Genomic DNA, 22,636 nt, shown 5'->3' on the forward strand with positions numbered 1-22,636 from the left:
AAGATGATTATGCGAGGAATGATGGGCTCCGCCAAAGACCTGAAGATGGCCGCAAAGATGATGGAAATGCGCGCCGACATGATGAAGGCGAGCGCGGAGGTCATGGAGAAATACGCAAACGAGATGGACGCCGGAAAATAAGCCCGCGTCGTGCGTGACGGCGGGAATCGAAGCGCCGGGTTCTCGGGACGCCTCTTGCTTCAGGGGGCGTCCCGGCCCATTGTGCGCGTGACGAATTCGAGCCGATTGCCGAAGGGGTCGCGCACGAAAAACCGCTCCTGACCGGGAAAGCGATTACCGGCGAGGATTTCGACTCCCGCCGCAACGAAGCGCTTGCGCAATCCCTCGAGGTCCGAGACCCGGAACGCCGGATGGCGCCGCGAGGCGCGATTTTCCTCCGTCGCGCCGGCGCCGGTGATGATGTGCAGCTGCTGAGCGGGGCCGCATTGCAGCCATGCTCCCGGACGCCCGTTGTCGGTGTTGGCCGGACGGTCGAGAGGCCTAAGGCCGAGCAGGTCAACATAGAAGTGCAGCGCGTTGGCCAGCGCCTCGCCACCCTCGTCAATCTGGATGGTTACGTGATCGAGTCCGACGATGAAGCTCATCGCTCACCTCGAATCGGCGGAGCTACCGGCGGCGCAGATCCTGGATCACTTCGCGCACCACGCCGCGATCGCCTTCGCCGCGGATCGGAATTTCGAAATCGAGCCGGTTGACCCCTGCAAGCCGCTTCTTCATCACCGCCGCGATGTCACGGTAGGTGCCGACCGCGGCAAACGCGTGCACCATCTCCTCGCTCACCAGCTTCGGCATCTCGCGCCATTTCTGCTGCACGGAGAGCCGATGGAGCTGCTCGGCGCGCTCGGCCCATCCGTCGAGCTCGAAACTCGCGCGGTACGATCGCGTCGAACCGTAAAACGCGATCGTCTCCTTCATCTTTTCGACCGCGCGCGCGAGTGAATCGGCGTCAGGCGCGGTGCAGAGAAATCCGCCGCCGGAAATCTGGAAGTTCTCCCATTCGGCGGCCGGGCGTCCCGACCTGGCGAAACCCTTGCGCAAGTTGGGGAAGGCGATTTCGTCGAGATAGCGGCGCGTGCAGATGCCGTGCAGGCGGACGCCGTCGCATACCTCGCCTGCGACTTGCAGCATGTGCTCCTGCACGGCGGCGATCAGCACCGGGATGCGCGGATTCTTGAGCGGGGGCGGCGCGAAGTTGGGCGTCATCAGCGAGAGATTGTAATGCTCGCTTGTGTAATCGAGCGGCGCGCCGGTCTGCCAACTGTTCCAGCAGGCGCGCATCGCGCCGACGTAATCCTTCATCCGTTGCGCCGGCTTGGTGAACGGCATCCCGAAGCGCCGCGTGATATGGCCCTTGACCTGCGATCCCAGGCCGAGCACCAGCCTCCCGCCGCTCATACGCTGCAGGTCCCAGGCGGTGTATGCGGTCGCGGCCGGGCTCTTCGTGAACGCGAGCGCTATGCCGGTGCCGAGCTCCACCGTGGACGGCTCCTGCGCGGCGATCGCGAGCATCAGGTACGGGTCGTGCTGTACCTCAACCGCGACGACCGTGTCATAGCCGAGCGCGCCTGCTTCGCGCACCTGCGCGCCGAGCGCCGTCCAGTCCGGCTCGGGCTTGCCGCCCGCGCCCATCTCGGGCGTGTAGGCGACGCCGAGATTGAGCATCCGCTCGATTTTGATCTGCGCCATCGAGCGCTCGTTCAAGTCGCGATGCCTGGCGCCGGAAAGCGCCGGCACATCTCGGTGACCTCGCCGTTTATCCGCGCCAGTGCGGCTTCGTCGTCGGCGTGCGCGATCGCCTGGTCAATCCATCGCGCAATCTGGCGCATCTCGCTCTCGCCCATCCCGCGCGAGGTCACGGCCGGCGTTCCCAGGCGCAGACCGCTTGGGCTGAAGGGTTTGCGCGGATCGTAGGGGACGGTGTTGTAGTTGCAGACGATTCCCGCGCGGTCGAGCGCCTGCGCTCCTTTCTTGCCGATCACCTTCCTGTTGGTGAGGTCGATCAGGATGAGATGGTTGTCGGTGCCACCCGAGACCAGGTTGAAACCGCAGGCGAGCAGTTCGTCTGCCATTGCCTTGGCGTTGCGCACGATCTGATGGCCGTATTCCTTGAAAGCCGGGGTCGCCGCTTCCTTGAGCGCGACGCCGATCGCCGCAGTGGTGTGATTGTGCGGACCGCCCTGCAGGCCGGGGAAGACCGCCTTGTCGATTTTCTCCGCGAACTCGTTGCGGCAGAGGATCATCGCCCCGCGCGGGCCGCGCAGCGTCTTGTGCGTGGTCGTGGTGACGACGTCGGCGTAGGGCACGGCGTCGGGATGCGCGCCGGCGACGATCAGCCCCGCGATGTGCGAGATGTCGGCGAGCATGAAGGCACCGACCTCCCTGGCGATCTCGCCGAAAATCTTGAAGTCGAACTGTCGCGGATAGGCGGTCGCGCCGGTGATGATGATTTTCGGCCGTTCCCTCTTCGCCAGATCGCGCACCGCGTCGTAATCGATTCGCTGACTCTCGCGATCGACCTGGTAGTGCACCGAGCGCCAGAATATTCCGGTCGCGCTGACGGTCCATCCGTGGGTCAGATGGCCGCCATGCGGCAGCGCCAGGCCCATCAGCGTGTCGCCCGGCTTGAGCAGCGCGAGGAACACGGCCAGGTTTGCCGGCGATCCCGAGTAGGGCTGGACGTTGACGTGCTCGGCGCCGAAGAGCGCGCGGGCGCGTTCGGCCGCGATGGTTTCGATCCGGTCGATGTAACGCTGGCCCTCGTAGTAGCGCCGTCCCGGATAGCCCTCGGAATACTTGTTGGTGAGGATCGAGCCGGTCGCCTCGAGCACCGCTTTCGAGACGTAATTCTCCGAGGGGATGAGCCGCACGGAATCGATCTCATAGCGCTCTTCGGCGCGGATCAGATCGTAAATTTCCGGATCGGTCTGTTTAAGCGCATCCATTGTCCTGCCGCCGTCTGCGTTATTGTTGCCGATTTAATGCAAGCCCATTTCAATGCAGGTCTTTGTTCAATGCAGTCTTTGGTTCAGTGAAGGTCTTCCGGCGTCATCCGCTTGATCCACGCCTGGTAGTTCCCTTCGTAGCCGACGGCGCGCTGGCGCTCGCGCACCCGGCGCATCACTTCCTCCACCTGCTCTGGCGCCAGGCGCGGGCGCGAACTCATCGCTTCGGCTATCCGCTCGCCCTGTTGACCGGCGACCTTGCGTGCGCCCTCGGCAAGCGGCACGTCGTCGCCGTTGAGCCCCAGGTAGCTTTCGGCTACGTGGATGCCGATGAACGTGCCGCTTTCGAGCGAGTCTTTGATATTGCCCTTGCCGGTCAGCACGTTGCCCGCCGCATACACGGCCGTGGGACCGTCGTCGAGCAGGCCAATGTTGGCGTTGATATAGGCGTAAACCTCGCCTTTTACCGGGATGCCAGGGATCTGCTCCGGGATGCTCCCGATGGAACTGATGATGAGCGGTGAGCGGACCGGCGAGGCCGAATCTGGAACGGTCCGCACCTGTCCGTCGGCGACCTCGGTGCGGCTCATCTGCAGGCCAACCAATCGGTCGCTCTCGACGATAAGCCCGGTCGGCACGCGCAGCGGTTCGAACTCGAACAGGTACTTGCGCTGCGCTTTATCGAGAATCTTGGCACGCGCCGCGCGCATCGCTTCCGCCCGCTTGGGCGGCGCGTCGGCTGCGATGTCGGAGAGCGGCATGTCGAGGACGCGGCGGCGATAATAGAGCTTGCATGGCGCGACGCCGAGGTCGCCATAGTTGAGTTTGTGCGCGGCGAGCACCGGTTCGAGGCCCTCGCGTTCAAGCCGCAGCATGTCCTCCTCGATTCCGCGCGCGCGCATCGCCCTGAGCGCGGTTTCGATCTGCAGGACCTTGACCACATCGATCGAAGCGAGGCCGCCGCCGATCACCATCGTGCCGGCGGGAAGATCGTAGCGTGGCCCGTCGTATTCCTTCTCCGGATAATGGTTGAACCAGTAGATGAGCCGGTTCTGATAGACCAGGCCGCGATCGATATACCGGTCCGCGCCTTCGACCGCGAGGGGACGGTCGCGCCACGCACCATGCGCAAGCACGATGGCGCTTAGGCCCCATCGCTGGCGCAGGTCGTCGTACGTTAGGGCTGCGCCCATCCGGGTCAGCGGCACAAACTCGATGTGGGGATGGTCGAGGCGGCGGTTTATTTCCTCGTACTCGTCGCGGCGCTGCTTGACATGCCATCGCGGCAGCCCGTCCTCGATCTTGCCGTACGGACGGGGGTTCTGCTCGATGACGACAACCTGGGCGCCGCGCTTCGCCAAAATGTTTGCGATTTCAGCGCCTGCGGTCGCCGCACCAACCACGGCGACGACGTGCCGGGGCGTTCCTCTGGTCATGGATTCAGTCATGGGGCGTGAATCTTAGCGTTGAGCGGCAGTATGGAAAAGAGCTTCGCGACGGTCGCGGCGTATCCGCTACAATCTTGTAACATAAGGCTGCGGCGCGAATGAACCGGCCGCATTGTGGCAATCGAAGTGACGCTCGTGCGTTTCATCTTGCGTACGGCGAAGGCTCGTGGTTGTCTGTTGGGTTGACTGGATGACGCGGCGCTGGCGCGCATGACCTGAGGCTTGTCACAGCAGTGGCTACTACGCATAGTTCGGTGTTCACAAGGTGGGCCCTCTTCATCACAGTGGGCGTGATGTCGCTGCTCGCGGGATGTTACGTCGGCTTCTGGGGCACAAGCTCCCATTGGAGTAGAGAGGACGCCGCTCTGGGCGAAGAGCACGTGGTAAATTACCCCGTTAACGACACCTATCTCCTGACTCAGGACGCGCTTCGCGGCGACGGCATCCTCTACGAGACCGGACCCGAGAATTCGCTGCAAACGCTATGGCGCAATGCCGATACCAAGGTCGGGTTCTTCCAAAACATGACGGGAGTGCAGCCTCGCTATCGTTACGAAATCCAGGTCACTCCCGAGGACAGCAACAAAAGCAAGATTGTCGTCAATGTCCACACCGAGGGCATTCCCGACAACGAGATAGCCGACTACAAGGCCAGCAAGCGTTTTGCCCTGTTCGGCGAGATCGACGAACTGGCGGCGAAATACCCGCCCTCCCCGAGCACTCCAGCCTCTGGCGGGGTCAATTTCACCCTTTTGCCCCACGAAGACCTGAAGGAGCTCGCCAAGCGCGTGACCGGAAATGAGGACAACTGGCAGCAGATCGCAAAGGACAACAGCCTCAAATCGCCGACGGACGTGACGCCCTTCCAGAGTATCTGGGTCGCAAGAACTCTGCTTAAGCAGGCTCCAAGCACCTCGAGCAGGGTCGGCTCCCCCGAATAGCGCGCGCAGTCGCGCGATGGCTTAGCGGAATCGGACCGGGGACGCTTTTAGAGATAGCAGTCGGTACGGATCATTCGCCGGTCTGAACCGGCTCGCTTTCGTCATATTCCGGACACAATCCGGCGGGACTTACGGCCGCAACTACGCTAAGAAACTGCTCGAAAGTCATCTGAAGGTTGAGAAAGCCACCCTGACAGAAAACCCAGCCATAGTAGTCCAAGATTTCATCTGGAATCATCAGGGGCAGACGCGGCGGACTGGAAACGATCGGAAAGCGGCGCGGCGAGTCCAACCGGGGCAAACCGTCATCCATGGCCCTCTCCCGCTCATCCATCACAACACTGGCCTCTCGCAATGAGACGATACTGTCCTTGGTCGGGGCGCGCAGCATGGACGGTGCCGCTCCTGATTTGCTTCCGGGACGCATCACCAGCATCTTATTCGGGTTTTAGATCGTTGCCAAGCATGCTGTCGCGTGCCCAGCGACCCGATAACTTGAGTCGCAACCGATCGGTCAGTCCACAAATGATTGAAAACTAATGATTTCACACCTTCAGGCAATCATCCTGGGAGCGGTGCAGGGACTCGCTGAATTCCTGCCCATCTCCAGTTCCGCTCATCTGGTACTCGTCCCCTGGCTGTTCAAATGGCAGGATCCGGGCCTCGCATTCGATGTCGCCTTGCATCTGGGCACGCTCCTGGCTCTGCTCGTTTACTACTGGGAGGACTGGATCGCGATGGCGCGGTCGTTCGCCCCCGGAGGCCAGGCGGCAGAACGACGCCTGCTGCAGCTGATAATCGTCGCTTCGGTTCCCGGAGCGATCATGGGTCTGCTTTTCGAGAAGCAGGCCGAGTCGACTTTTCGCTCCCCGCTGCTGATAGCGATCGCAATGACGACGCTCGCGATTCTGCTGTGGTGGTTCGACCGGGTTTCGCCCCAAAAGCGAAAGATGAGCGAAATGACCTATTGGGATGCACTGGCGATTGGATTCAGCCAAGCGCTAGCGCTCATTCCGGGAGTATCTCGTTCCGGGGCAACTATCACGATGGCGCGGGCAGTCAAAATCGACCGCGGCGATTCCGCCAATTTCTCCTTTCTGATGGCGACACCAATCATCGCCGGCGCCGGACTGGTCGAAGCTCGCAAACTGCTCCATGAAGGTTTGGACCTGTCGGTCGCATTGGGCTTCGTCTCCGCCGCGGTTTTTGGCCTTATCGCTATCGTCGTCCTGATTCGGTATGTCCGCATGCACAACTACGCGGTGTTCGTCGTCTATCGGCTGACGGTCGCGGCGCTGGTCATCGCCGTCTTCTTCGCCCGTGGCTGAGAGCCGCGCCTTCGGGATGACGATGGCGGCGCTGTGCACTGTCGCAGCCGCTACGCAGCCGGCCCTAATGCGCTTTGGCGCCACGCGGCTTGACCCCATGCTGTTCGCCGCCGGATGCGCCGTTGTCGCGACGATCTGCGTCCTGCCCGTGGTATATGCGCGGGGCGAGATGGGGATGCTGGTCGGCCGGCGCTACCGGATGCGGCTGCTCGCGATCTCGATAATCGGCACCGTGGTGACGACGCTCACCCTGGTCTTTGGTCTCCGCAGGATCGACGCGGTTGCCGGAACCCTGCTGCTGCAGAGCGAACCGATCTACTCTCTCCTGCTGGCGACGCTGTTCGCCGGCGAACGCCCGACACTTCGCCAACTCGCCGCAACCGCGATCATCGTCGGCGGCATCGCTTCTGCGGTCGGCGCGTCGGGCGGCGCGTATTCGCCGGCCTGGGCGGCAATGCTGGTCGGGATGACACCGTTCTTCTGGCAGGCCTCGCATGTGCTGTCGCTGCCGGCGATGCCGCCGATGTCGCCGATCTGCATGACGGCGGGCCGCTACGGCTACGCTTCGATCGTCCTGACCGTAGCGCTTCTCGCAGCGAATCCGCATGCGCTCGCGCAACTGCGCGAGCCGCTCGTGATTGGCGTGATCGCCGCGACAGGCATCGTCTGCTATTTCCTCGCCTCGCTCGCCTGGTACGCGGCGATCAGCCGGTTGTCGCTGGCATGGACGACCACCCTGGTCATCCCGGGTATCCCGCTGCTCTCGATCCTGTGCGCGATTTTCTTTCTGGGCGAGCATGCAACCCGGCGCGACATTATCGGCATCCTCGTCGCAATCTCCGGCGTGCTGCTGCTCGTGCTTGGCGCCGAGGGCGCCCGCCACAGGGCTGCAACCCCCGCCCAAATCGCAGAGGCGGTCGAGGCGATCCATCAGCCGATGAATTGACCCTTAAGCTGCGACTGAGTTAGCCACGAATTTCCCACTTTGACTCGCCTGGCCTCCAGCTGCCTCCGGCGGTTTGACTAACAATTCCGGCTGGTCTTTAGTTGCTGCGAAGTCCAATGCTCATCGGTGAGCAGCAGACGATTCACGAGGCCGGCGCGTCTTGCGGCGGCAATCAACGTAGAGGAAACGACGATGGCCCGACTGGTGGAACACGAGCGCAACTCTCCGTACGAAATTCCCGAGGGCACTGAATTGCCGGTGTATATCTGTGCCTGCGGACTCTCGAAGAACAAGCCGTTCTGCGACGGCTCGCACAAGCGCACCCGCGACGAAGAAGCCTCGGCGACGTACTGCTACGACGAGGCCGGGCGAATCAAGGTGCAGAAGCAATACTGACGCCGCGCCGCCCGCCGGCGCGTATCTGAGCCCCACAGACCCACCTCTCGCTCGACCGGACCGGCGTTCTCGAGCGCAGGCCTCGCGCCCGGCGCGCAAGGCTGTCGCGCCGCCATCGGCGCCAGCGCGCGCTTCCGTGGCGCGCATCGGCGGGTGCGCGTTCCGCGCCCTGCTCCGCGTCCGCCCGTGCCCTTCGCCGGCGCTTCGCGCGGGCGAACGGCACGGGGGCGATTCCCGGCCGCGATGCTTCCCCCCGCCTGAATCTGTATCCTGATCGCGATGGACGACGCGGCCTCGAGCGCCACCCGGCCCGCACTGCCCTCAGAAGCGACACCGCCTGCGCCACCCGTTGCGCCGCCGGGTGGCGCAGGCGGTGTCGCATGGTTCAGCGATCTCGCTGAACCGCCGCTCGCAATTCTCGTCCTTACCCTGGCCGGTGTGGCGCTCTTCGTGGTCAATCTCGGCGGCTATCCGTTCTACACCAAGGGCGAGCCGCGCGAGGCGGTCACTGTTTTCAACATGCTGCACGGCGGCGGCTTCATCCTGCCATTGCGGGCGGGCGTCGAGGTCCCGTCCAAGCCGCTCCTGATGCACTGGCTGGCGGCGATCGCATCGATCCTCGCCGACGGCGTCAGCGAATGGACCGTCCGCATGCCTTCGGCGCTGTTCGCGATCGGCGGGATGCTCGCGGCTTACCTTTACGTGCGTTGCCTGTTCGACGAGCGGATCGGCTTTCTCGCGGCGCTCATCCTCGGCACCACCGTCCAGTATCTCCAGGCCGGAAGCGGTGCGCGGGTGGACATGACGCTCACCTTCTTTCTCGAAATCGCCTTCTTCGAATTCATCATGATCGCCGAAGGACTGACGGAGCGGAGAATGACGCTCTACTTCGCGATCGCGATGGCCGTGCTGAGCAAGGGGCCGGTGGGCCTGGTCCTGCCGGGGCTAGTCGCTCTCGTGTGGATCGCGGTCGAGCGTCGCTGGAGCGTGTTGCGCGAGATGAGCCTCGTGCGCGGCGCGGCGCTGGTCGCGCTGCTCGCCGGGGGATGGTACGTGGCGGCGGCACTGACGGGCGGAACCGCGTTCGTGCACAAGCAGGTGCTGGCCGAGAATCTCTTCCGCTTCGTACGCAATAACGCCTTCCGCGTGGGCCACCTCCACTCCTATTACTACATGGAAGGGGCGCTGGTGGCCGGATTCATGCCCTGGACGCCGCTCATCCTTATCCTCTTCGTGCAGGCAGCGCGCCGTCCCCGTCGGATGGAGGCGCGCCTGGCGTACCTGATGACGTGGTTTGTGGTGGTGCTGCTCTTCTACAATCTGCCGCAGAGCAAGCGCGGGGTTTATCTGCTCGCGCTCTATCCCGCGCTGGCCACGATGCTGGCGATATACGTCGAGGCGGCGGCCCGCGTGGCGGACGTGTCGTCCGGATGGATTCGCTGGCTCTCGCATCTGGCAGCGGTGTTTTTCGTGATCGTCGGCTTCGACGCCCTGCTCGGCCTGGGGATGCTCGCCTTGGCACCTCGCGCGCTCGAGCTTCTGCTCCGCAGCCTGGGCATCATCCACTACGATTTCGTTCCGCAGCTTGAGCTCGCGGCCGCCGCCCATCCGTTCGTCGGCATGGGGCTCGGTGCGGCGATGATCGCGATCGGAGTCTTGTCCGTGCGCTGCCGCCAGGGCGCCGAGAGCCTGTGCATGACGGTCGCGGGCGGAGCGATCTGCCTCGCGCTTTTGGCGAACATCTTCGTCGTGCCGGCGCTGGCCAACGCGCTTACGCTGAAGCCGTTCACGCGGGAGGCGATGGAGATCGTCGGGACGCGCAGCGTCGGATATATGGGCGCTCTCAACTACGACGTCGCGTATTACAGCGAACGCAATCTGCCGGTGGTGTCCATCTGGAGCGGACCGCGGCCCGACTTTCTGATCGCCTGGCGTGAGGAGTTTCTGCGGCTGCCGCCCGCGATGCGCGCGCAGTTCCGCGCCGTCCTGCTGAGCCATCCAACCGAACTCGACGGCACCGGCGGGATGGTCCTGCTGCGATGCGAGCCCGGCTTCGCTCCGGGCACCCCCGGGCCGCCCGGAGCCGAGCCGCCGCCCAAAACCGAACCGCCCGAATTCGACGTCTGAAGCCGCGAACGCCCGGCGATGGCGACGGACACGAACAACTTCTGGGCGCTCGAGCGCGTGAATCGCCGCCGCCGGGTTGCGCGCCTGGTTGTCTCGCAGATCCTGGTATTCGCGGCGCTGGGATCTGGCTTTGACCTGTCCATGGGAGCGGTGCGCTTCGCGGCGGGACACCCGGCGGGTTTTCCCTGGTGCACTGCCGCCGGTTTGATTTTCGGCATCGGGCAAACGATGCGCACCTACTACGGCGGCCCGGGGATGGTGCTGGGATCGGTTGGCGCCTTCCCGGTCGAGGGTAATGATGCCGAAGACGAGCTTCTGTCCCAAGACAAGCTTCTGCCAGGAAATAAGGTTCTGATCGACGTGACGCGCGAGATGGCGCTAGCCGCGCGCCTGCCGGCGCCGCGCCTGTACATGATCGACGACTCGGCGCCCAATTCGTTCGCCATCGGACGGAATTTCGATGATTCCGTGATTTGCGTGACGCGAGGCCTTGTCGACATGATGGACCGCGAAGAACTGCAGAGCGTGATCGCGCATGAGATGGCGCACATCCGCAGCTACGACATGCGGCTCATGATGCTGGTCACGGCGACGATGCTTGGCAACCTGGGATCGCTCTCGCAAAACCTGTTCGCGCCGATCAACCGCGCAACGACCGCGCTTCTTTCACGCGAGCGCGAGTACCTGGCCGACGCCGCCGCGGTCGAATTCACGCGCAATCCCGCCGGGATGATTCGTGCGTTGGAAAAGATCCGGGATGCGGAGGCACCGCTTAAGCGCGGCGCGCCACCGCACCGCTTTTCCTCGTCGATCCCTTCGAGAGCGCGGGTGGAATCGATGCGGGATTGGCCGGTGAGCTTATGCGAATCCGCTCGCAGACAGATAAATCCGAAGAGCAACTCGACGAGGAAGCCGAAGCGGTGGAAGCCAGCTTCGCCGAGGAGCAATACCGGCTCGACACGACCGGCGAGCAACCGCTGTCGACCCATCCGCCGCTGGCGGAGCGAATCGCGCGTCTGAGGCTCCTCTCCGAGGCCGCCGCCGCCAACTAACTTGCTACTCTTTCCCCGATGGAATAAGGATCTCGTCCGCGTGACTGATGCGGATGAACTGGATACTCCGATGAGCGGAAATTCAGTCGCCAACTCGCGCCCACAAAAATTCTGAGCGGGACAAAATTCTGCACCTCTCCTCCTCAGTTTTGAAGGCGGGCTGGAGTGGCGGTCGAAGTATGAGGTCCCGATCGCGGGGCGCCTACTGCGCCTGGCTGCCCGGCGGAGCGCCGCCTCGATCGGCATCGGATGCTCGCACCACGCCAATTCCGGTTTCATCCAGCGGACCGGTCGCGACCGTGTGCTCGACGTTGAGATCCACCGTCATTATCTGGCTCGCCGCGTTGCTGCGGTACATTCCCTTGAGTGGTGGCACGTCGGCGTAGTCGCGTCCGACGGCCACTCTCACGTGGCGTTCGTCGGTGCGATAGCGATGAGTCGGATCGAAGCCGGTCCATCCCGAGCGCGGCAGCCACGTTTCGATCCATGCATGGCTCGCCTGCTCGCCGAGCGACGCGGCGCCGGCGGACGCTAGCGTGGGCGCGAGATAACCCGAGACGTAGCGGACGGGCACGCCTGCCAGGCGCAGCAGTCCGATGGTCAGATGCGCGAAATCCTGACACACTCCGCTGCCCGTCTTCAGGATGTCGTCCACGCTCGAGTGCACGTGGGTGCGCGCCTTCTGGTAGTCGAACTGGTCGCGCACCCAGGCCACGATGCGCGCGACGTAGCAGCCGACGTCCTCGGTGTCGCCCGGCCGCGCCATCCAGAACAGCTTCTGCAGCCGCTCGCTGAACGGAACGTAATGGCTCGGATTCAGATACTCCCAGTAATCTCTGAGATGAACTTCGTCGTCGCGGAGAAAATCGCGGAACGTCATTTCGGGCCCTGGCTCCGCCAGCGTGTCGGGGCGCTCGACCAGCGAGTGTGCGACGATCGTCAGTTCGCGATGCGGCGCGCTTACCGACACCGAATGCGCGTGATTGCCGAAAAAGTCGCGGTAGGTAATCACGCTCGCGGGCTGGTCGATGCTCAGCTCGAACGAAAGGCATCGCTGCCCGGCCGCGTCAAGCGGCCGCAGCCTCAGTTCGTTGTGCGAGTCGTGCGCCGGCTGGTCGTACACAAACCGGGTCCTGTGGCTTATCTGCAGCAACATCGATTCCGAGCTTACTCGAGCGACATGTAGCGATCGAACACGTGGTCGGACAGTCGTGCACAACCCGCTTCGACGCCGATCAGAAATTCGTGCAGTCCGCTCTCGATGGTCGTGGTGGCCGAACCCCCGTGAAGCATCGCGAGCAACTCCGCGCACGGCTGGGTTTCCGGCGCCGGTTCCCCTTCGCGCGACGCGATCCGTCCAAGCGCCTCGGCCGTCTGGTCGATAGAAAACCGCATCGAGCGCGGAAACGAGGGGTCGAAAACCAGGATCTCGACCACTCTATTAACCTGGATTGCGTTGCCGTATGTCTTGCGAAAGGCCTCGAACGCGGAGGCGCTGCGCAGCACCGCCGCCCACTGGCGAAGATCCGCGGGGCCGCCGATGTCTTCCAGCCGCGGCAGCAGGTAGTGATACTTCACGTCGAGCAGCCGCGACACATTGTCCGGCCGCTCAAGCATCGTGCCCAGCGCGAAGAGATCGTAAGTCAGATCGCGCGGCATCGTGTTCACGATGATTCCTTCGATGGTGTAGAAGTGGCGTTGCAGCTCGGCAAAGAAAGCCGAGACGCCCGCGGCGGCGAGCGTCTGCGCCGACCATCCCTGGGTCTCCAGGTAGAGCCGATTCACCGCCACCCAAAGCTCCGACGAGATCAGATGGCGCAGCGGACTCAGGTTGGCGCGCACCGAATCGATGCAACTCCGGATCGAGGACGGGTTCTCCTGGTCGAAGACGAAGAAGTCGATGACCGACGCCTCGGTGGCATGGGTATGCTTCGTCGCGAACAGCTCCTGCTCGGCGGTGATGCGGACCAGCGGCTCCCACGGCTCGAGGTCGCGCGGCGGGACCTCGAGCAGCAGATGATAGTTGACGTCGACCAGGCGCGCGCGCCATTGCGCGCGCTCGAGGTAACGCGCCGCCCAAAACAATGAACCTGCGATGCGCCGGAGCACTATTCTTCCAACACCCAGGTGTCCTTGCTGCCGCCGCCCTGCGACGAGTTGACGATGAGCGAGCCCTCGCGCAGCGCCACCCGCGTGAGTCCTCCGGCGAGCACTCGAGGCTTCTGCCCAAGCAGCACGAAGGGCCGCAGATCGACGTGGCGCGCCGCCAACGCCGGTTTGCCGTCGGTGGAAGATCCGAACAGGGTCGGATGCACCGAAAGCGGGAAGACCGGCTGCGCGATGAAGCCGGCGGGCGCCGCCTCGATGCGTTTGCGCGCCTCTGCCAGCTCCGCGTCCGTCGCGCGCGGGCCAATCACCACGCCGTAGCCGCCCGAGGCGCCAGTGGGTTTGACCACGTAGCGGTCGAGGTCGCGCAGCACGCGCTGCCTTACGTCCGGATCGCGCAACAAGTGCGTCTCGACGATCGGCAGCAGCGGTTCCTCGCCGAGGTAGTAGCGGATGATCTCCGGGGTGTAGGCGAACACGCCCTTATCGTCGGCGACGCCGGTGCCAATCGCGTTGGCCAGCGTCGCATTGCCTGCGCGCAGCACGGCGGTCAAGCCCGCAACGCCGAGCAGCGAATCGGGACGAAAAACCACGGGGTCGAGGAAGTCGTCGTCGATGCGGCGGTAGAGGACGTCGATCCGGCGAAGCCCGTGCACCGTCTTCATGAAGAGTTTGTGGTCCACGCACACCAGGTCGCGCCCTTCAACCAGCTCGATTCCCATCTGCTGCGAGAGGAACACGTGTTCGAAGAACGCCGAATTGAACGGCCCCGGCGTCAGCAGCGCGACGGTTGGGTCGCTGATGCCGGCCGGTGCAAGCTCGCGCAGGCATGCGAGCAGATACGCCGGATAGTTCTCGACGCTGCGCACTCGCAGGGCTCGAATCAGCTCGGGCATCAGGCGCGTCATGATGCGCCGGTTCTCGATCACGTAGGAAACGCCGGACGGCGTGCGCACATTGTCCTCGAGCACATGAAAGCGCCCGTCGGCGCCGCGCACCAAGTCGATTCCCGCAACCGTGACGTAAACCCCGCAGGGCGACATGATGCCGACGGCGGCATGGCGGAACTGCGGCGACCCGATGATCAGATCGCGCGGAATCACGCCGTCCTTGATAATTTGCGCCTCGCAATAGATATCGGCGACGAACGCGTTGAGCGCCCGCGTGCGTTGAATCAGTCCGGCTTCGAGTCCGGCCCAGACCTCAGCCGAGATAATGCGCGGGATCGGATCGAAGGGGAAAATTCGTTCTCCGCCTTCATGATCGCCGTAAACATTGAAGGTCACGCCCATCGTCTGGAACATCCGATGCGCGCGCTCTCCGAGTTCGGCGAGCCGGCGGGATTCCATCGCCAGCAGGTATGCGATGACCCGCGCGCACTCCGGCCGCGGGCGCCCCTCGGCGTCGAACATTTCGTTGATCGGCACGGGCGTGCTGGCCTGTGCCTGCCAACCGGGCACCGCAATGCCCGCCTGCTGTGCATCCATCGCGTCCACCTCGCGCGAGCGCCGATGCTTTCGTGCGGCTCGCACAAAGCGTGGCGCCTCAAGAGCAAGCGGCGTGCCCTCCCGCGCCGATATTTACGCCTGGGGAATTGCTATGACAGGCGCGCGCGCCGCAGTTGCGAGATCGCGCGCGTCAAGCGCGGGACCACGTCGGCGGAGCCGCCGCGCAAGCTCAGATCGCAAAGCCGAGTGATCTCGGATTCGTAGAGATTCACTTCGATCAAACGGCCGCCGCGCTCCTTGACCTCGAGCGCAAAGCCGGCCGCCGGATAAACCGTCGCCGAGGTCCCGCCCAGGATCACCAGGTCGGCGCGCGCCGAATGCTCGGCGCATTGGCGCAGTGCGTCGGCCGGGATGGGTTCGCCGAACGCGACCGTGTCGGCCTTCAGCATTCCACTGCACGTCGGACATGGCGGCGGCAGCACCTTGAGGCTGATCTCTTCGGCCTTGAAGCGCGCACCGCACTCGAGGCATCGGATGAGCTTCCAGTTGCCGTGAATCTCGGACAGCGCCTTGTGCCCGGCCTGGCGATGGAGGTCGTCGACGTTTTGCGTGATGAGAAAGCGCAGCACACCCATCTGCTCGAGCTCGACGAAGGCGTAGTGTCCGGGGTTGGGCTTGGCGATCTTGAGCGGCGCAAACAGTTCGTCGTCCTGCCGCCTGATCCGATCCTCCCATCCCTTCTTCGGATCGGCGAGGAAAATCTGGTAGCCGTTCATCGGCGGCTCGCCGTACTTGGTCCAGAGTCCCCCCGGACCGCGAAACGGCGGGATGCCGCTCTCGACCGACATTCCCGCGCCGGTAAGCGCGATCGCATACGTCGCGGCCAGCAGCATTTCGGCCGCCTGCCTTATCTGTTCGTCGGTTGCGTGTTCGGCGTCTTTCGCCATCGAACCAGCGTAACTCCCGAGCGCCGCGCGCGGCGACGCACGCTTAAATCCGAGCCTAGCACAATCGCATCGCGAGCCCTCAAGCGAATTCCGACGCGTCCTCGGCGTCGGGGCGGTTTGACGATACGCGGGCGCGCGCGCTAGGGAGAGGCGATGGACGCTTCGGCGCCGCTCAGGGTGATAGAGGTCGCCGGCGATCACGCGCGCATGGAGCAGGCGTGGGCGCTCCGCCGGCGCGTCTTTATCGAAGAGCAGCACGTGCCCGAGGAGATCGAGCTCGACGCCGACGACGCGCGGGCGATCCACGCGCTCGCGCTCGAGGGCGAGCGGCCGGTCGGCTGCGGCCGGATGCTGGAGCGTGACGGCTACGTCAAGATCGGGCGGATGGCGGTGCTGGCCGCGCGTCGCCGCGCCGGAGTCGGCCGCCGGCTGCTCGCGTTCCTGGTCGAGCGCGCGCGCCGGCGCGGCTTCAAGCGCGCCGTGCTCGACGCCCAACTTCACGCCGAAGGCTTCTACCTCAAGCAGGGCTTCACGCCCGTCGGCGAAGTGTTCGAAGAAGCCGGCATCATGCATCGCAGGATGGAACGGGTGCTGTAAGCGCCGGTACGCGGTAAAGTCGCGAGAGTTCGCCAAAGTCGCGAAAATCTGCGAAATCGCGAAACCTGGCAAATTCGCGAAAGCCCGACAAATCTCGATCAACCCGAGCGTAACTTATGCCGCGGCGCGGCCTATTACTTGTATCGGGGGTGATGATGGCAAATGACGATCATGGGACGGCGGGCACTCGAAGCCGAAGATGAAACCCAAGGGCATGAAGACAAATGAGTAGCGCGATGGCATCCGCTCCAGCTCGCCAGGATCTTTCGATGCATCAGGCGGCGCCCGACGCCCGATTCAGAGGACGGCGAATCCAGCCGCTCACAATCCGTCTCAATCACTGGACGAACGTGCTGTTTATCGCGCTGATGGCCGGTAGCGGACTCGAAATCTTCGCCGCCTATCCCTCGCTGGGGCCGCAGGGCGGGCAATACGGATGGTATCCGCTGCAAGGAGTGGCGCCGCCGCATTGGCTACGGATCGGCAGATGGCTCGCGGGCGGACGGCATTGGCACTTCGCAATCGCCTGGTTCATGGTGCTGAACGGGCTCATCTACCTCGCCTACTTTTTCGGACGCGGCGAATGGCGCCGGCGGCTCTTCATTCCGGCGCGCGACGCGCGCAACGCGATCCGGATGCTCGGTTACTATCTGCGGGTGCTCAAGACACCGCCGCCGCCCGACTTTTACAACGGACTGCAGCGCCTCGCCTACAGCTCGATCGTCGTAATCATAACTCTGCAAGTGCTCTCGGGACTGGCGCTCTACAAGCCGGTCCAGCTTCACTGGCTATTGGCGCTGTTCGGCGGTTATGACGCGGCTCGCGTCGTCCATCTGCTCGGCCTGGTGCTGATCGCGACGTTCGTAGCGACCCATATCGTGCTGGTCTCGCTTCATCCGCGCGCGTTGTTTGCGATGATCACCGGAGGCAAACGTGGCTAGGATCATCACGCGGCGGCAGTTGCTGACGGGGTTCGCCGCGACGGCGCTGCTCGCCGGATGCGACGCGCGCCATCCGGTAACCGCCTTTCTTAACGGCATGCTGCGCTTCAACGAGCGCTTCGAGGGACTGCTGTTCTCGCGCTCGCGCCTCGCGCCCGAGGAGCCAGCAAGCGCACTCACGCCGGAGAGCGCGCTTCCGGTCTACTACATCGCCGACGATCTGCCGCTTGCGCCCGCTGGATGGTCGCTGAAGGTGGGCGGGATGGTCGCGCGTCCGGGCCTGTACACGCTCGATCAGCTTAAGGCGATGCCGCGCACCAGCATGCGCGTGCGCCATCACTGCGTCGAGGGATGGTCGGCGGTGGCGGAGTGGCACGGCCTGCGAATCAGCGAGCTGGCGCGCGCGGTCGGAATGGATCCCCGGGTGCGCTACGTCGAGTTCCGCTCGTTCGACGCAGGATACTGGTCGTCGTGGGACCTCGGCAGCGCGCTTCATCCACAGACGCTGCTTGCCTACGGGATGAACGGTCACGAGCTGCGTCCCGATCACGGCGCTCCGCTCAGAGTCTATTCGGCGATCAAGCTCGGCTACAAAAGCGTCAAGTACCTGACCGAGGTGAATTTTCTGCCCGAGCGCCCCGGTGGCGGCTACTGGGAAGATCAGGGCTACGACTGGTTCGCCGGCGTGTGAACGCGCCGCGAATACTCAGTCCATCGGAAGGCCGACGTAGTTCTCGGCGAGCGATTGCGACGCGGCATTAGAGCAGACGACGTATTCGAGCTCGGCGAGCTGTCGGCGCTGGTCGAAGGCGTTCGCGTCCTCGAAGCGATGGAACATCGAGGTCATCCACCACGAAAACCGCTGCACCTTCCAGACCCGGCGAAGACAGGTCTCCGAGTAACGATTGAGCGCGCTGGGTGACCCGCTCGCATAGAACTCGCCGAGCGCCCGCGCGAGCATCCGCACGTCCGCGATCGCCAGATTGAGCCCCTTCGCTCCGGTCGGCGGCACGATATGCGCCGCGTCGCCTGCGAGAAAGAGGTTGCCGTGCTGCATCGGCTCGACCACGAAGCTATGCATCGGCGTGATGCCCTTCTGTACGATCGGCCCGCGCTTGAGGATGAAGCCGCCGTCCGTTTCGAAGCGGCGCTCAAGCTCGTCCCAGATTCGATCGTCGGGCCAGTCGCCGATTTCTTCGTCCCGCGCGACCTGAAGATAGAGCCGCGTGAGCTCGGGCGAGCGCATGCTGTGCAACGCGAAACCGCGCTCATGGCGGGAGTAGATCAACTCGTCGGAGGACGGTTCGACCTCGGCCAGGATGCCCAGCCAGGCGAAGGGATAGACGCGATTGAATTCGGCAAGCACGCCCGGCGGGAGCGACGGCCGGCATATGCCATGAAAGCCGTCGCATCCGGCAATGAAATCGCATCGCGCCTCGACCGCCTCGCCGCCCGCGCGAAAGCGAATCGCCGGTGCCGCGCTATCGACGCCGTGGATGCTCACGGCTTCGGCGGAAAAAAATATCTCTCCGCCCGCGGCCAGCCGAGCATCGGTCAGATCTTCGACGACCTTGTTCTGTCCGTAGATCGTGATCGCTTTTCCGCCCGTCAGCGCATGGAGATCGATCCGATGGCCGCGGCCTGCAAAGCGCAGTTCCAGCCCGCGATGAACCAGGCCCTCGCGCGCGAGACGCCCGCCCAGGCCCGTTTCGTTCATCAGATCGACGGTGCCCTGCTCGAGCACGCCGGCGCGGACGCGCTCCTGGACGTACTGGCGGCTCCGGTTCTCGACCACCACGGATTCGACGCCGGCGCGATGCAACAGATGCGCGAGCATCAGGCCTGCCGGCCCCGCGCCCACGATCCCAATTTGAGTGCGCATCTTCGCCAAGACCCTGAATCTACACGCTCGGGACGAATTCCTCGATAGCGCGTGCGCAACCGTCACGGCAACGACGAAGTACAGCGACTCGGAAAGAAATACTTGTCACCGCGGACGATACTTGTCACCGCGGAGAAGACATGACATGAGAACCGGAGAGAGAATCTTGCGCCGCCAGGCCGCCCGGCTAATACGGATGAGCACCAAGAAACGCGATCTGCAGCCTGAACGCGGAGGAATGGATCATGAGCTACCAACCAGAGTGGGCGAAAGACAAAAATCTTCAGAAGCTACGCGAGTTGCAGCCGGAATTGTTCCAGAAGTTCGTTGAATTCGAGCAGGCCGTGTATCAGCCCGGAAACCTTTCGACAAAGTTCAAGGAATTGATGGCCGTGGGCATAACGCACGTAACGCAGTGCGACGCGTGCATCGCCTACCATACGGACAAGGCCAAGGCCGCGGGCGCAAGCGACGAGGAAATCGCGGAGGCCGTATTCGTCGCGATGGAACTGCTCGCTGGCTCGGCGGTGGGACACTTTGCAACTTCAGCCAGGGCCATGAACCAGCATCAACACCGCTGACCTGAACCGGGTGCGAATCCGCCGCAAAGGCCGGCTAGCGGTCCGGATTCCAAAGAAGCGGCACTCACATGCTCGCGATGAATTCTTCGATCGCGCGCGCGACTGCCGCCGGCTGCTCAAGGATCACATGATGGTGCGCGCCGGGGATCGTCACCAGCTTTGCTTTCGGATTGGCCACAAGTGCGCGCGCGGCTCCGTCGGCGGTCATGATGCGGCTACGCTCGGCGCGAATCAGGAGCAGCGGGTCGCGAATCCGCGCGATTGCCCCCAGTACGTCGATTCCGTCGCTGCCGAGAAAGCTTTCGCGATCGAACTTCATCGAAAAGCGCCTCTCGAAGGTCTCTCCCAGGCTCTTTTCCGCAATCGTCCTGAGCGTGGCAGGCGCAATCGCGCCCTCGTTGGGCATCAGTCGGAATCGGGCGAGCGCGGTCTCGCGGTCGGGATAGGTGACGACCGGCAATCCTCTGAGCCGGCGCAAATAGTGATTGCGCCGATCGCTCGACGTGACGGCGGAATCGATCGCGACGATCGCGCGAGCGACGCCCGGGTACTCGGCCGCGAAAGTCAGCGCGCTTATCCCGCCCATGCTGTGGCCGGCGACGAAGGGCTGCGGCGGCGCGTATTCCGCGATGAAGCGGGCGAGGTCGTGCGCGTACTCGAGCGGCCCATAGGCAGGCGGCCGGATCCATTCGCTGTCGCCGTGGCCGCGCTGGTCGAGAGCGAGCAGGCGAAGGTCGGCGGGGCCGATCGCGGCGGCGAGCGGCTGCCACCACCATGCGTTGGCTGAATTGCCGTGAAGGAGAACGATCGTGCGCGGCGCGCCGGGATTCCATTCCAGGTAGTGCAGGCGCGGCGCAAAGCCGGTGAAGTGGCTCAAGGGCTCGCTCACGAGGGGGACCTTTGCCGAGTCGTCGGCCAGGTAACCTGCGGACCTTTTCCGCGGCACGTAGAACGCGGACATTTCAGCCGGTGTTCTTGGGAGAACGGTTTCACTTAAGTGGCCGCTCGCGCGACTTCGTCGAGAAACGCCGTCATCGCAGCCACCAGTCCCGCAGGATTATCGATCGGCGCATGATGGTTTGAGTTCTCGAGCAACACCATCCGCCCGCGCGCCATCCGCGCCGCCATCGCGCGTGCGAACGAGACTGAAAGCACCGGGCTCTCCGCCGCCTTGATCAGCAGCGCGGGGCATCGGATGCGCGCAAGTTCGCCGTCGAGCTGGACCGGTTCGCGCCTGAGCGTCCGGCGGTCCATCTTGTGCACCCATTTGCCGTCGTCGCGCCGGCGAAAGCTCAGCTCCGCCACGTGACGCAAAATCTCAGGCGCCGCGAGCGTCTCGCCCGGGAGCAGGCGGAATGCGGCAACCGCGTCGTCCAGCGATTCGTACACGGACGCAGGACGATCGGCGATCGCGGCCAGCGCCGCGACCGCGCGCTCCGGGTAGGCCGGTATCGAGTCGATCGCGACCATCGCGCGGAGCCGATCGCTATGCTCGGCCGCGAAGACCATCGCGCTATGCCCGCCCATCGAATGACCCACCAATACCGGCGCACCCAGACCCCAGCCGGCGATCACGGCCTCGAGATCAGCGGCATAGTGACGCGAGCCGTAGGCCCACTCGGCGCTCCACGGACTGTCGCCATGGCCGCGCTGGTCGAGCGCGAGCACGTGGAAACGGCCGATCAGCGCGGGCGCGACAAAATCCCACCATCGCGCATGCGCTGCGCCGCCATGAATCAGCAGCATCGGCGGCCGGCCCTCGCCTCCGTAGTCGAGACAGCTGAGCTCGATGCCGCGGCCCCTGAATTTTCTGAGTTTTCGATGCTCCATCCTGCGAAATCGTTGAACCTTTGCAAGAGTCGCGGCCGCGTGCCACGATTCTATCAGTGGCGCCGAAGAACAGTTCAATGCGCGCGGGAATGAAAATGGTCCTCACAGGCCTCGCGATGGCGCTCGTCGTGGCGGCTGGACCCGCGATCGCGCGCGCTGACGAGGCCAGCGCGGCCAAGGCCCGCTCGCTGGTCGAAGCGGCGATCAATATGACGGACAGTCAGCAGGCGGTAAAGCTGCTATGGCAGGCGAGCAATATCGACCCGACGCTGGAAGACCCGTATGTTTATCTCGGCCTGTACTACAACTCGCGATCGCAGTTCGACCAGGTCGTTTCGGTTTACAAAAAGCTAATCAAGTATCAGCCCAACTCGGTCAGCGCCTATCTCAACATCGGCGAGGCGTACATGTCGTTCACGCCCCCCAAGGCTGCCGACGCGCTGCCCTACTATCAGAAAGCTTACCAGCTCGATCAGGGCTCCGCATTCGCGGCGCTCAGGCTGGGTGAGGTTTACGCGCAGATGGGTAATCGCGAGCAGGCCGCGCACTACCTCAACCAGGCGGTGGCCAACGGCTCGAAGAATCCCGCGGTCGCAGCCGAGGCGCGCAAGATCCTGGGTGACATGGGCGCGATGTGAATTTCGCCTGGCGCACTTACCGCGCGGAGAGGCGAACCCGCAGCTGACCGACCCGGCCGGAAACCCAGACGAAGTCTAGGGAGGGGGGGCGCCCTCGTGAGCGCCACCGTCGCCATGCATCCCCGGTCCGCCGTCGTGCTCGTGCTCCGGGGGCGGCCTGAACTCGTGATCGAATTTCTCCTGCTGCTCGGGCGTCAACAGAGCGCGCACGCGGGCGCGCGCCTGCATGATCGTTTCACGGCGCTCATGCTCGAAGTCTTCGCGCAGCTTCATCATCTTCGAGCGCGTCTCATTCACGATCGCGAGGATTTGATCGCGCTCTGCAGGCGTCAGATTCAGCTCACGCTGCATCCGCTCCATGAATGATCCGTGGGGCACGCCGAGCCATCTATGGCGGTAGGCCAGGCTGCTCCCAGCGAACCCGATCACGAGGCCCGCCACTCCCACCACTAGCGGAAGCCAGCC

24 protein-coding genes are annotated in these 22,636 nt (G+C 64.1%); 11 read left to right on the forward strand and 13 right to left on the reverse strand.

Annotated elements, in window-relative coordinates:
• Nucleotides 1-200: 200 nt before the first annotated feature.
• From VMI09_05410 to VMI09_05425, 4 genes are all read right to left on the reverse strand, one after another.
• Nucleotides 201-605: a VOC family protein gene (locus tag VMI09_05410; protein ID HTQ24113.1), complete on the reverse strand. Its 405-nt coding sequence runs from the start codon at nt 603-605 to the stop codon at nt 201-203.
• Nucleotides 606-627: 22 nt separating this feature from the next.
• On the reverse strand, nt 628-1,707 hold the full coding sequence (locus tag VMI09_05415; GenBank protein ID HTQ24114.1) for a TIGR03617 family F420-dependent LLM class oxidoreductase: 1,080 nt from the start codon (nt 1,705-1,707) through the stop codon (nt 628-630).
• Between the two features lie 11 nt (nt 1,708-1,718).
• Nucleotides 1,719-2,963: a serine hydroxymethyltransferase gene (gene glyA, locus VMI09_05420; GenBank protein ID HTQ24115.1), complete on the reverse strand. Its 1,245-nt coding sequence runs from the start codon at nt 2,961-2,963 to the stop codon at nt 1,719-1,721.
• 83 nt (nt 2,964-3,046) lie between these two features.
• On the reverse strand, nt 3,047-4,411 hold the full coding sequence (locus tag VMI09_05425; GenBank protein HTQ24116.1) for an NAD-binding protein: 1,365 nt from the start codon (nt 4,409-4,411) through the stop codon (nt 3,047-3,049).
• Between the two features lie 254 nt (nt 4,412-4,665).
• Between VMI09_05425 and VMI09_05430 the strand changes: the two genes are divergently transcribed.
• Nucleotides 4,666-5,352 (forward strand): hypothetical protein, encoded by a 687-nt coding sequence (locus tag VMI09_05430; GenBank protein HTQ24117.1) that lies wholly within the window; start codon nt 4,666-4,668, stop codon nt 5,350-5,352.
• A 70-nt stretch (nt 5,353-5,422) separates the two neighbouring features.
• On the opposite strand, the gene VMI09_05435 is transcribed toward VMI09_05430, so the two are convergent.
• Entirely contained in the window at nt 5,423-5,788 is a 366-nt protein-coding gene (locus tag VMI09_05435) for a hypothetical protein (protein HTQ24118.1), read from the reverse strand.
• Between the two features lie 103 nt (nt 5,789-5,891).
• Between VMI09_05435 and VMI09_05440 the strand changes: the two genes are divergently transcribed.
• The 5 genes from VMI09_05440 to VMI09_05460 all read left to right on the forward strand — a co-directional run bounded on the left by VMI09_05440 (nt 5,892) and on the right by VMI09_05460 (nt 11,169).
• Nucleotides 5,892-6,680 (forward strand): undecaprenyl-diphosphate phosphatase, encoded by a 789-nt coding sequence (locus VMI09_05440; GenBank protein HTQ24119.1) that lies wholly within the window; start codon nt 5,892-5,894, stop codon nt 6,678-6,680.
• Nucleotides 6,673-7,626 carry a DMT family transporter gene (locus VMI09_05445; GenBank protein HTQ24120.1) on the forward strand — a complete coding sequence of 318 codons (954 nt, stop codon included), beginning with the start codon at nt 6,673-6,675 and terminating at the stop codon, nt 7,624-7,626. Before VMI09_05440 ends, VMI09_05445 begins: the two co-directional genes overlap by 8 nt.
• A 192-nt stretch (nt 7,627-7,818) precedes the next feature.
• Complete coding sequence (locus VMI09_05450) at nt 7,819-8,022, forward strand: CDGSH iron-sulfur domain-containing protein (protein HTQ24121.1); 204 nt, start codon at nt 7,819-7,821, stop codon at nt 8,020-8,022.
• Nucleotides 8,023-8,301: 279 nt separating this feature from the next.
• Nucleotides 8,302-10,149, forward strand: coding sequence for a glycosyltransferase family 39 protein (locus tag VMI09_05455; GenBank protein HTQ24122.1), 1,848 nt, complete (start codon nt 8,302-8,304; stop codon nt 10,147-10,149).
• 18 nt (nt 10,150-10,167) lie between these two features.
• Nucleotides 10,168-11,169 (forward strand): M48 family metalloprotease, encoded by a 1,002-nt coding sequence (locus VMI09_05460; GenBank protein HTQ24123.1) that lies wholly within the window; start codon nt 10,168-10,170, stop codon nt 11,167-11,169.
• A 234-nt stretch (nt 11,170-11,403) separates the two neighbouring features.
• Here VMI09_05460 and VMI09_05465 read toward each other — a convergent pair whose 3' ends face one another.
• The 4 genes from VMI09_05465 to VMI09_05480 form a co-directional block, all read right to left on the reverse strand.
• Nucleotides 11,404-12,357 carry a transglutaminase family protein gene (locus VMI09_05465; protein ID HTQ24124.1) on the reverse strand — a complete coding sequence of 318 codons (954 nt, stop codon included), beginning with the start codon at nt 12,355-12,357 and terminating at the stop codon, nt 11,404-11,406.
• Nucleotides 12,358-12,368: 11 nt separating this feature from the next.
• A complete protein-coding gene (locus VMI09_05470) occupies nt 12,369-13,310 on the reverse strand; it encodes an alpha-E domain-containing protein (protein ID HTQ24125.1) in 942 nt (313 codons plus the stop codon).
• Complete coding sequence (locus VMI09_05475) at nt 13,310-14,794, reverse strand: circularly permuted type 2 ATP-grasp protein (GenBank protein HTQ24126.1); 1,485 nt, start codon at nt 14,792-14,794, stop codon at nt 13,310-13,312. Before VMI09_05475 ends, VMI09_05470 begins: the two co-directional genes overlap by 1 nt.
• A 110-nt stretch (nt 14,795-14,904) precedes the next feature.
• Nucleotides 14,905-15,702 carry a Sir2 family NAD-dependent protein deacetylase gene (locus VMI09_05480; GenBank protein ID HTQ24127.1) on the reverse strand — a complete coding sequence of 266 codons (798 nt, stop codon included), beginning with the start codon at nt 15,700-15,702 and terminating at the stop codon, nt 14,905-14,907.
• A gap of 153 nt (nt 15,703-15,855) precedes the next feature.
• Here VMI09_05480 and VMI09_05485 point away from each other — a divergent pair, with 153 nt between their 5' ends.
• The 3 genes from VMI09_05485 to VMI09_05495 all read left to right on the forward strand — a co-directional run bounded on the left by VMI09_05485 (nt 15,856) and on the right by VMI09_05495 (nt 17,931).
• Nucleotides 15,856-16,299 (forward strand): GNAT family N-acetyltransferase, encoded by a 444-nt coding sequence (locus tag VMI09_05485; protein HTQ24128.1) that lies wholly within the window; start codon nt 15,856-15,858, stop codon nt 16,297-16,299.
• Between the two features lie 236 nt (nt 16,300-16,535).
• Complete coding sequence (locus VMI09_05490) at nt 16,536-17,240, forward strand: cytochrome b/b6 domain-containing protein (GenBank protein HTQ24129.1); 705 nt, start codon at nt 16,536-16,538, stop codon at nt 17,238-17,240.
• On the forward strand, nt 17,233-17,931 hold the full coding sequence (locus tag VMI09_05495) for a molybdopterin-dependent oxidoreductase (GenBank protein HTQ24130.1): 699 nt from the start codon (nt 17,233-17,235) through the stop codon (nt 17,929-17,931). The genes VMI09_05490 and VMI09_05495 overlap by 8 nt, the downstream gene beginning before the upstream one ends.
• Before the next feature lie 15 nt (nt 17,932-17,946).
• Here the strand turns inward: VMI09_05495 and pobA are convergent, their stop codons facing one another.
• Nucleotides 17,947-19,122 carry a 4-hydroxybenzoate 3-monooxygenase gene (gene pobA / locus VMI09_05500; protein HTQ24131.1) on the reverse strand — a complete coding sequence of 392 codons (1,176 nt, stop codon included), beginning with the start codon at nt 19,120-19,122 and terminating at the stop codon, nt 17,947-17,949.
• 245 nt (nt 19,123-19,367) lie between these two features.
• Between pobA and VMI09_05505 the strand changes: the two genes are divergently transcribed.
• On the forward strand, nt 19,368-19,703 hold the full coding sequence (locus VMI09_05505) for a carboxymuconolactone decarboxylase family protein (protein ID HTQ24132.1): 336 nt from the start codon (nt 19,368-19,370) through the stop codon (nt 19,701-19,703).
• 64 nt (nt 19,704-19,767) lie between these two features.
• Here the strand turns inward: VMI09_05505 and VMI09_05510 are convergent, their stop codons facing one another.
• Both VMI09_05510 and VMI09_05515 read right to left on the reverse strand, forming a co-directional pair.
• The gene (locus tag VMI09_05510; GenBank protein ID HTQ24133.1) at nt 19,768-20,592 is read right to left on the reverse strand and encodes an alpha/beta hydrolase; all 825 of its coding nucleotides are present in this window, start codon (nt 20,590-20,592) and stop codon (nt 19,768-19,770) included.
• A gap of 104 nt (nt 20,593-20,696) precedes the next feature.
• Nucleotides 20,697-21,533 carry an alpha/beta hydrolase gene (locus VMI09_05515; protein HTQ24134.1) on the reverse strand — a complete coding sequence of 279 codons (837 nt, stop codon included), beginning with the start codon at nt 21,531-21,533 and terminating at the stop codon, nt 20,697-20,699.
• Between the two features lie 77 nt (nt 21,534-21,610).
• Here VMI09_05515 and VMI09_05520 point away from each other — a divergent pair, with 77 nt between their 5' ends.
• The gene (locus VMI09_05520) at nt 21,611-22,171 is read left to right on the forward strand and encodes a tetratricopeptide repeat protein (GenBank protein ID HTQ24135.1); all 561 of its coding nucleotides are present in this window, start codon (nt 21,611-21,613) and stop codon (nt 22,169-22,171) included.
• 75 nt (nt 22,172-22,246) lie between these two features.
• Here the strand turns inward: VMI09_05520 and VMI09_05525 are convergent, their stop codons facing one another.
• Nucleotides 22,247-22,618, reverse strand: coding sequence for a hypothetical protein (locus VMI09_05525; GenBank protein HTQ24136.1), 372 nt, complete (start codon nt 22,616-22,618; stop codon nt 22,247-22,249).
• Nucleotides 22,619-22,636: the final 18 nt, after the last annotated feature.

It is taken from the genome of Candidatus Binataceae bacterium, assembly GCA_035500095.1.
Classification (GTDB): Bacteria; Desulfobacterota; Binatia; order Binatales; family Binataceae; genus JAKAVN01.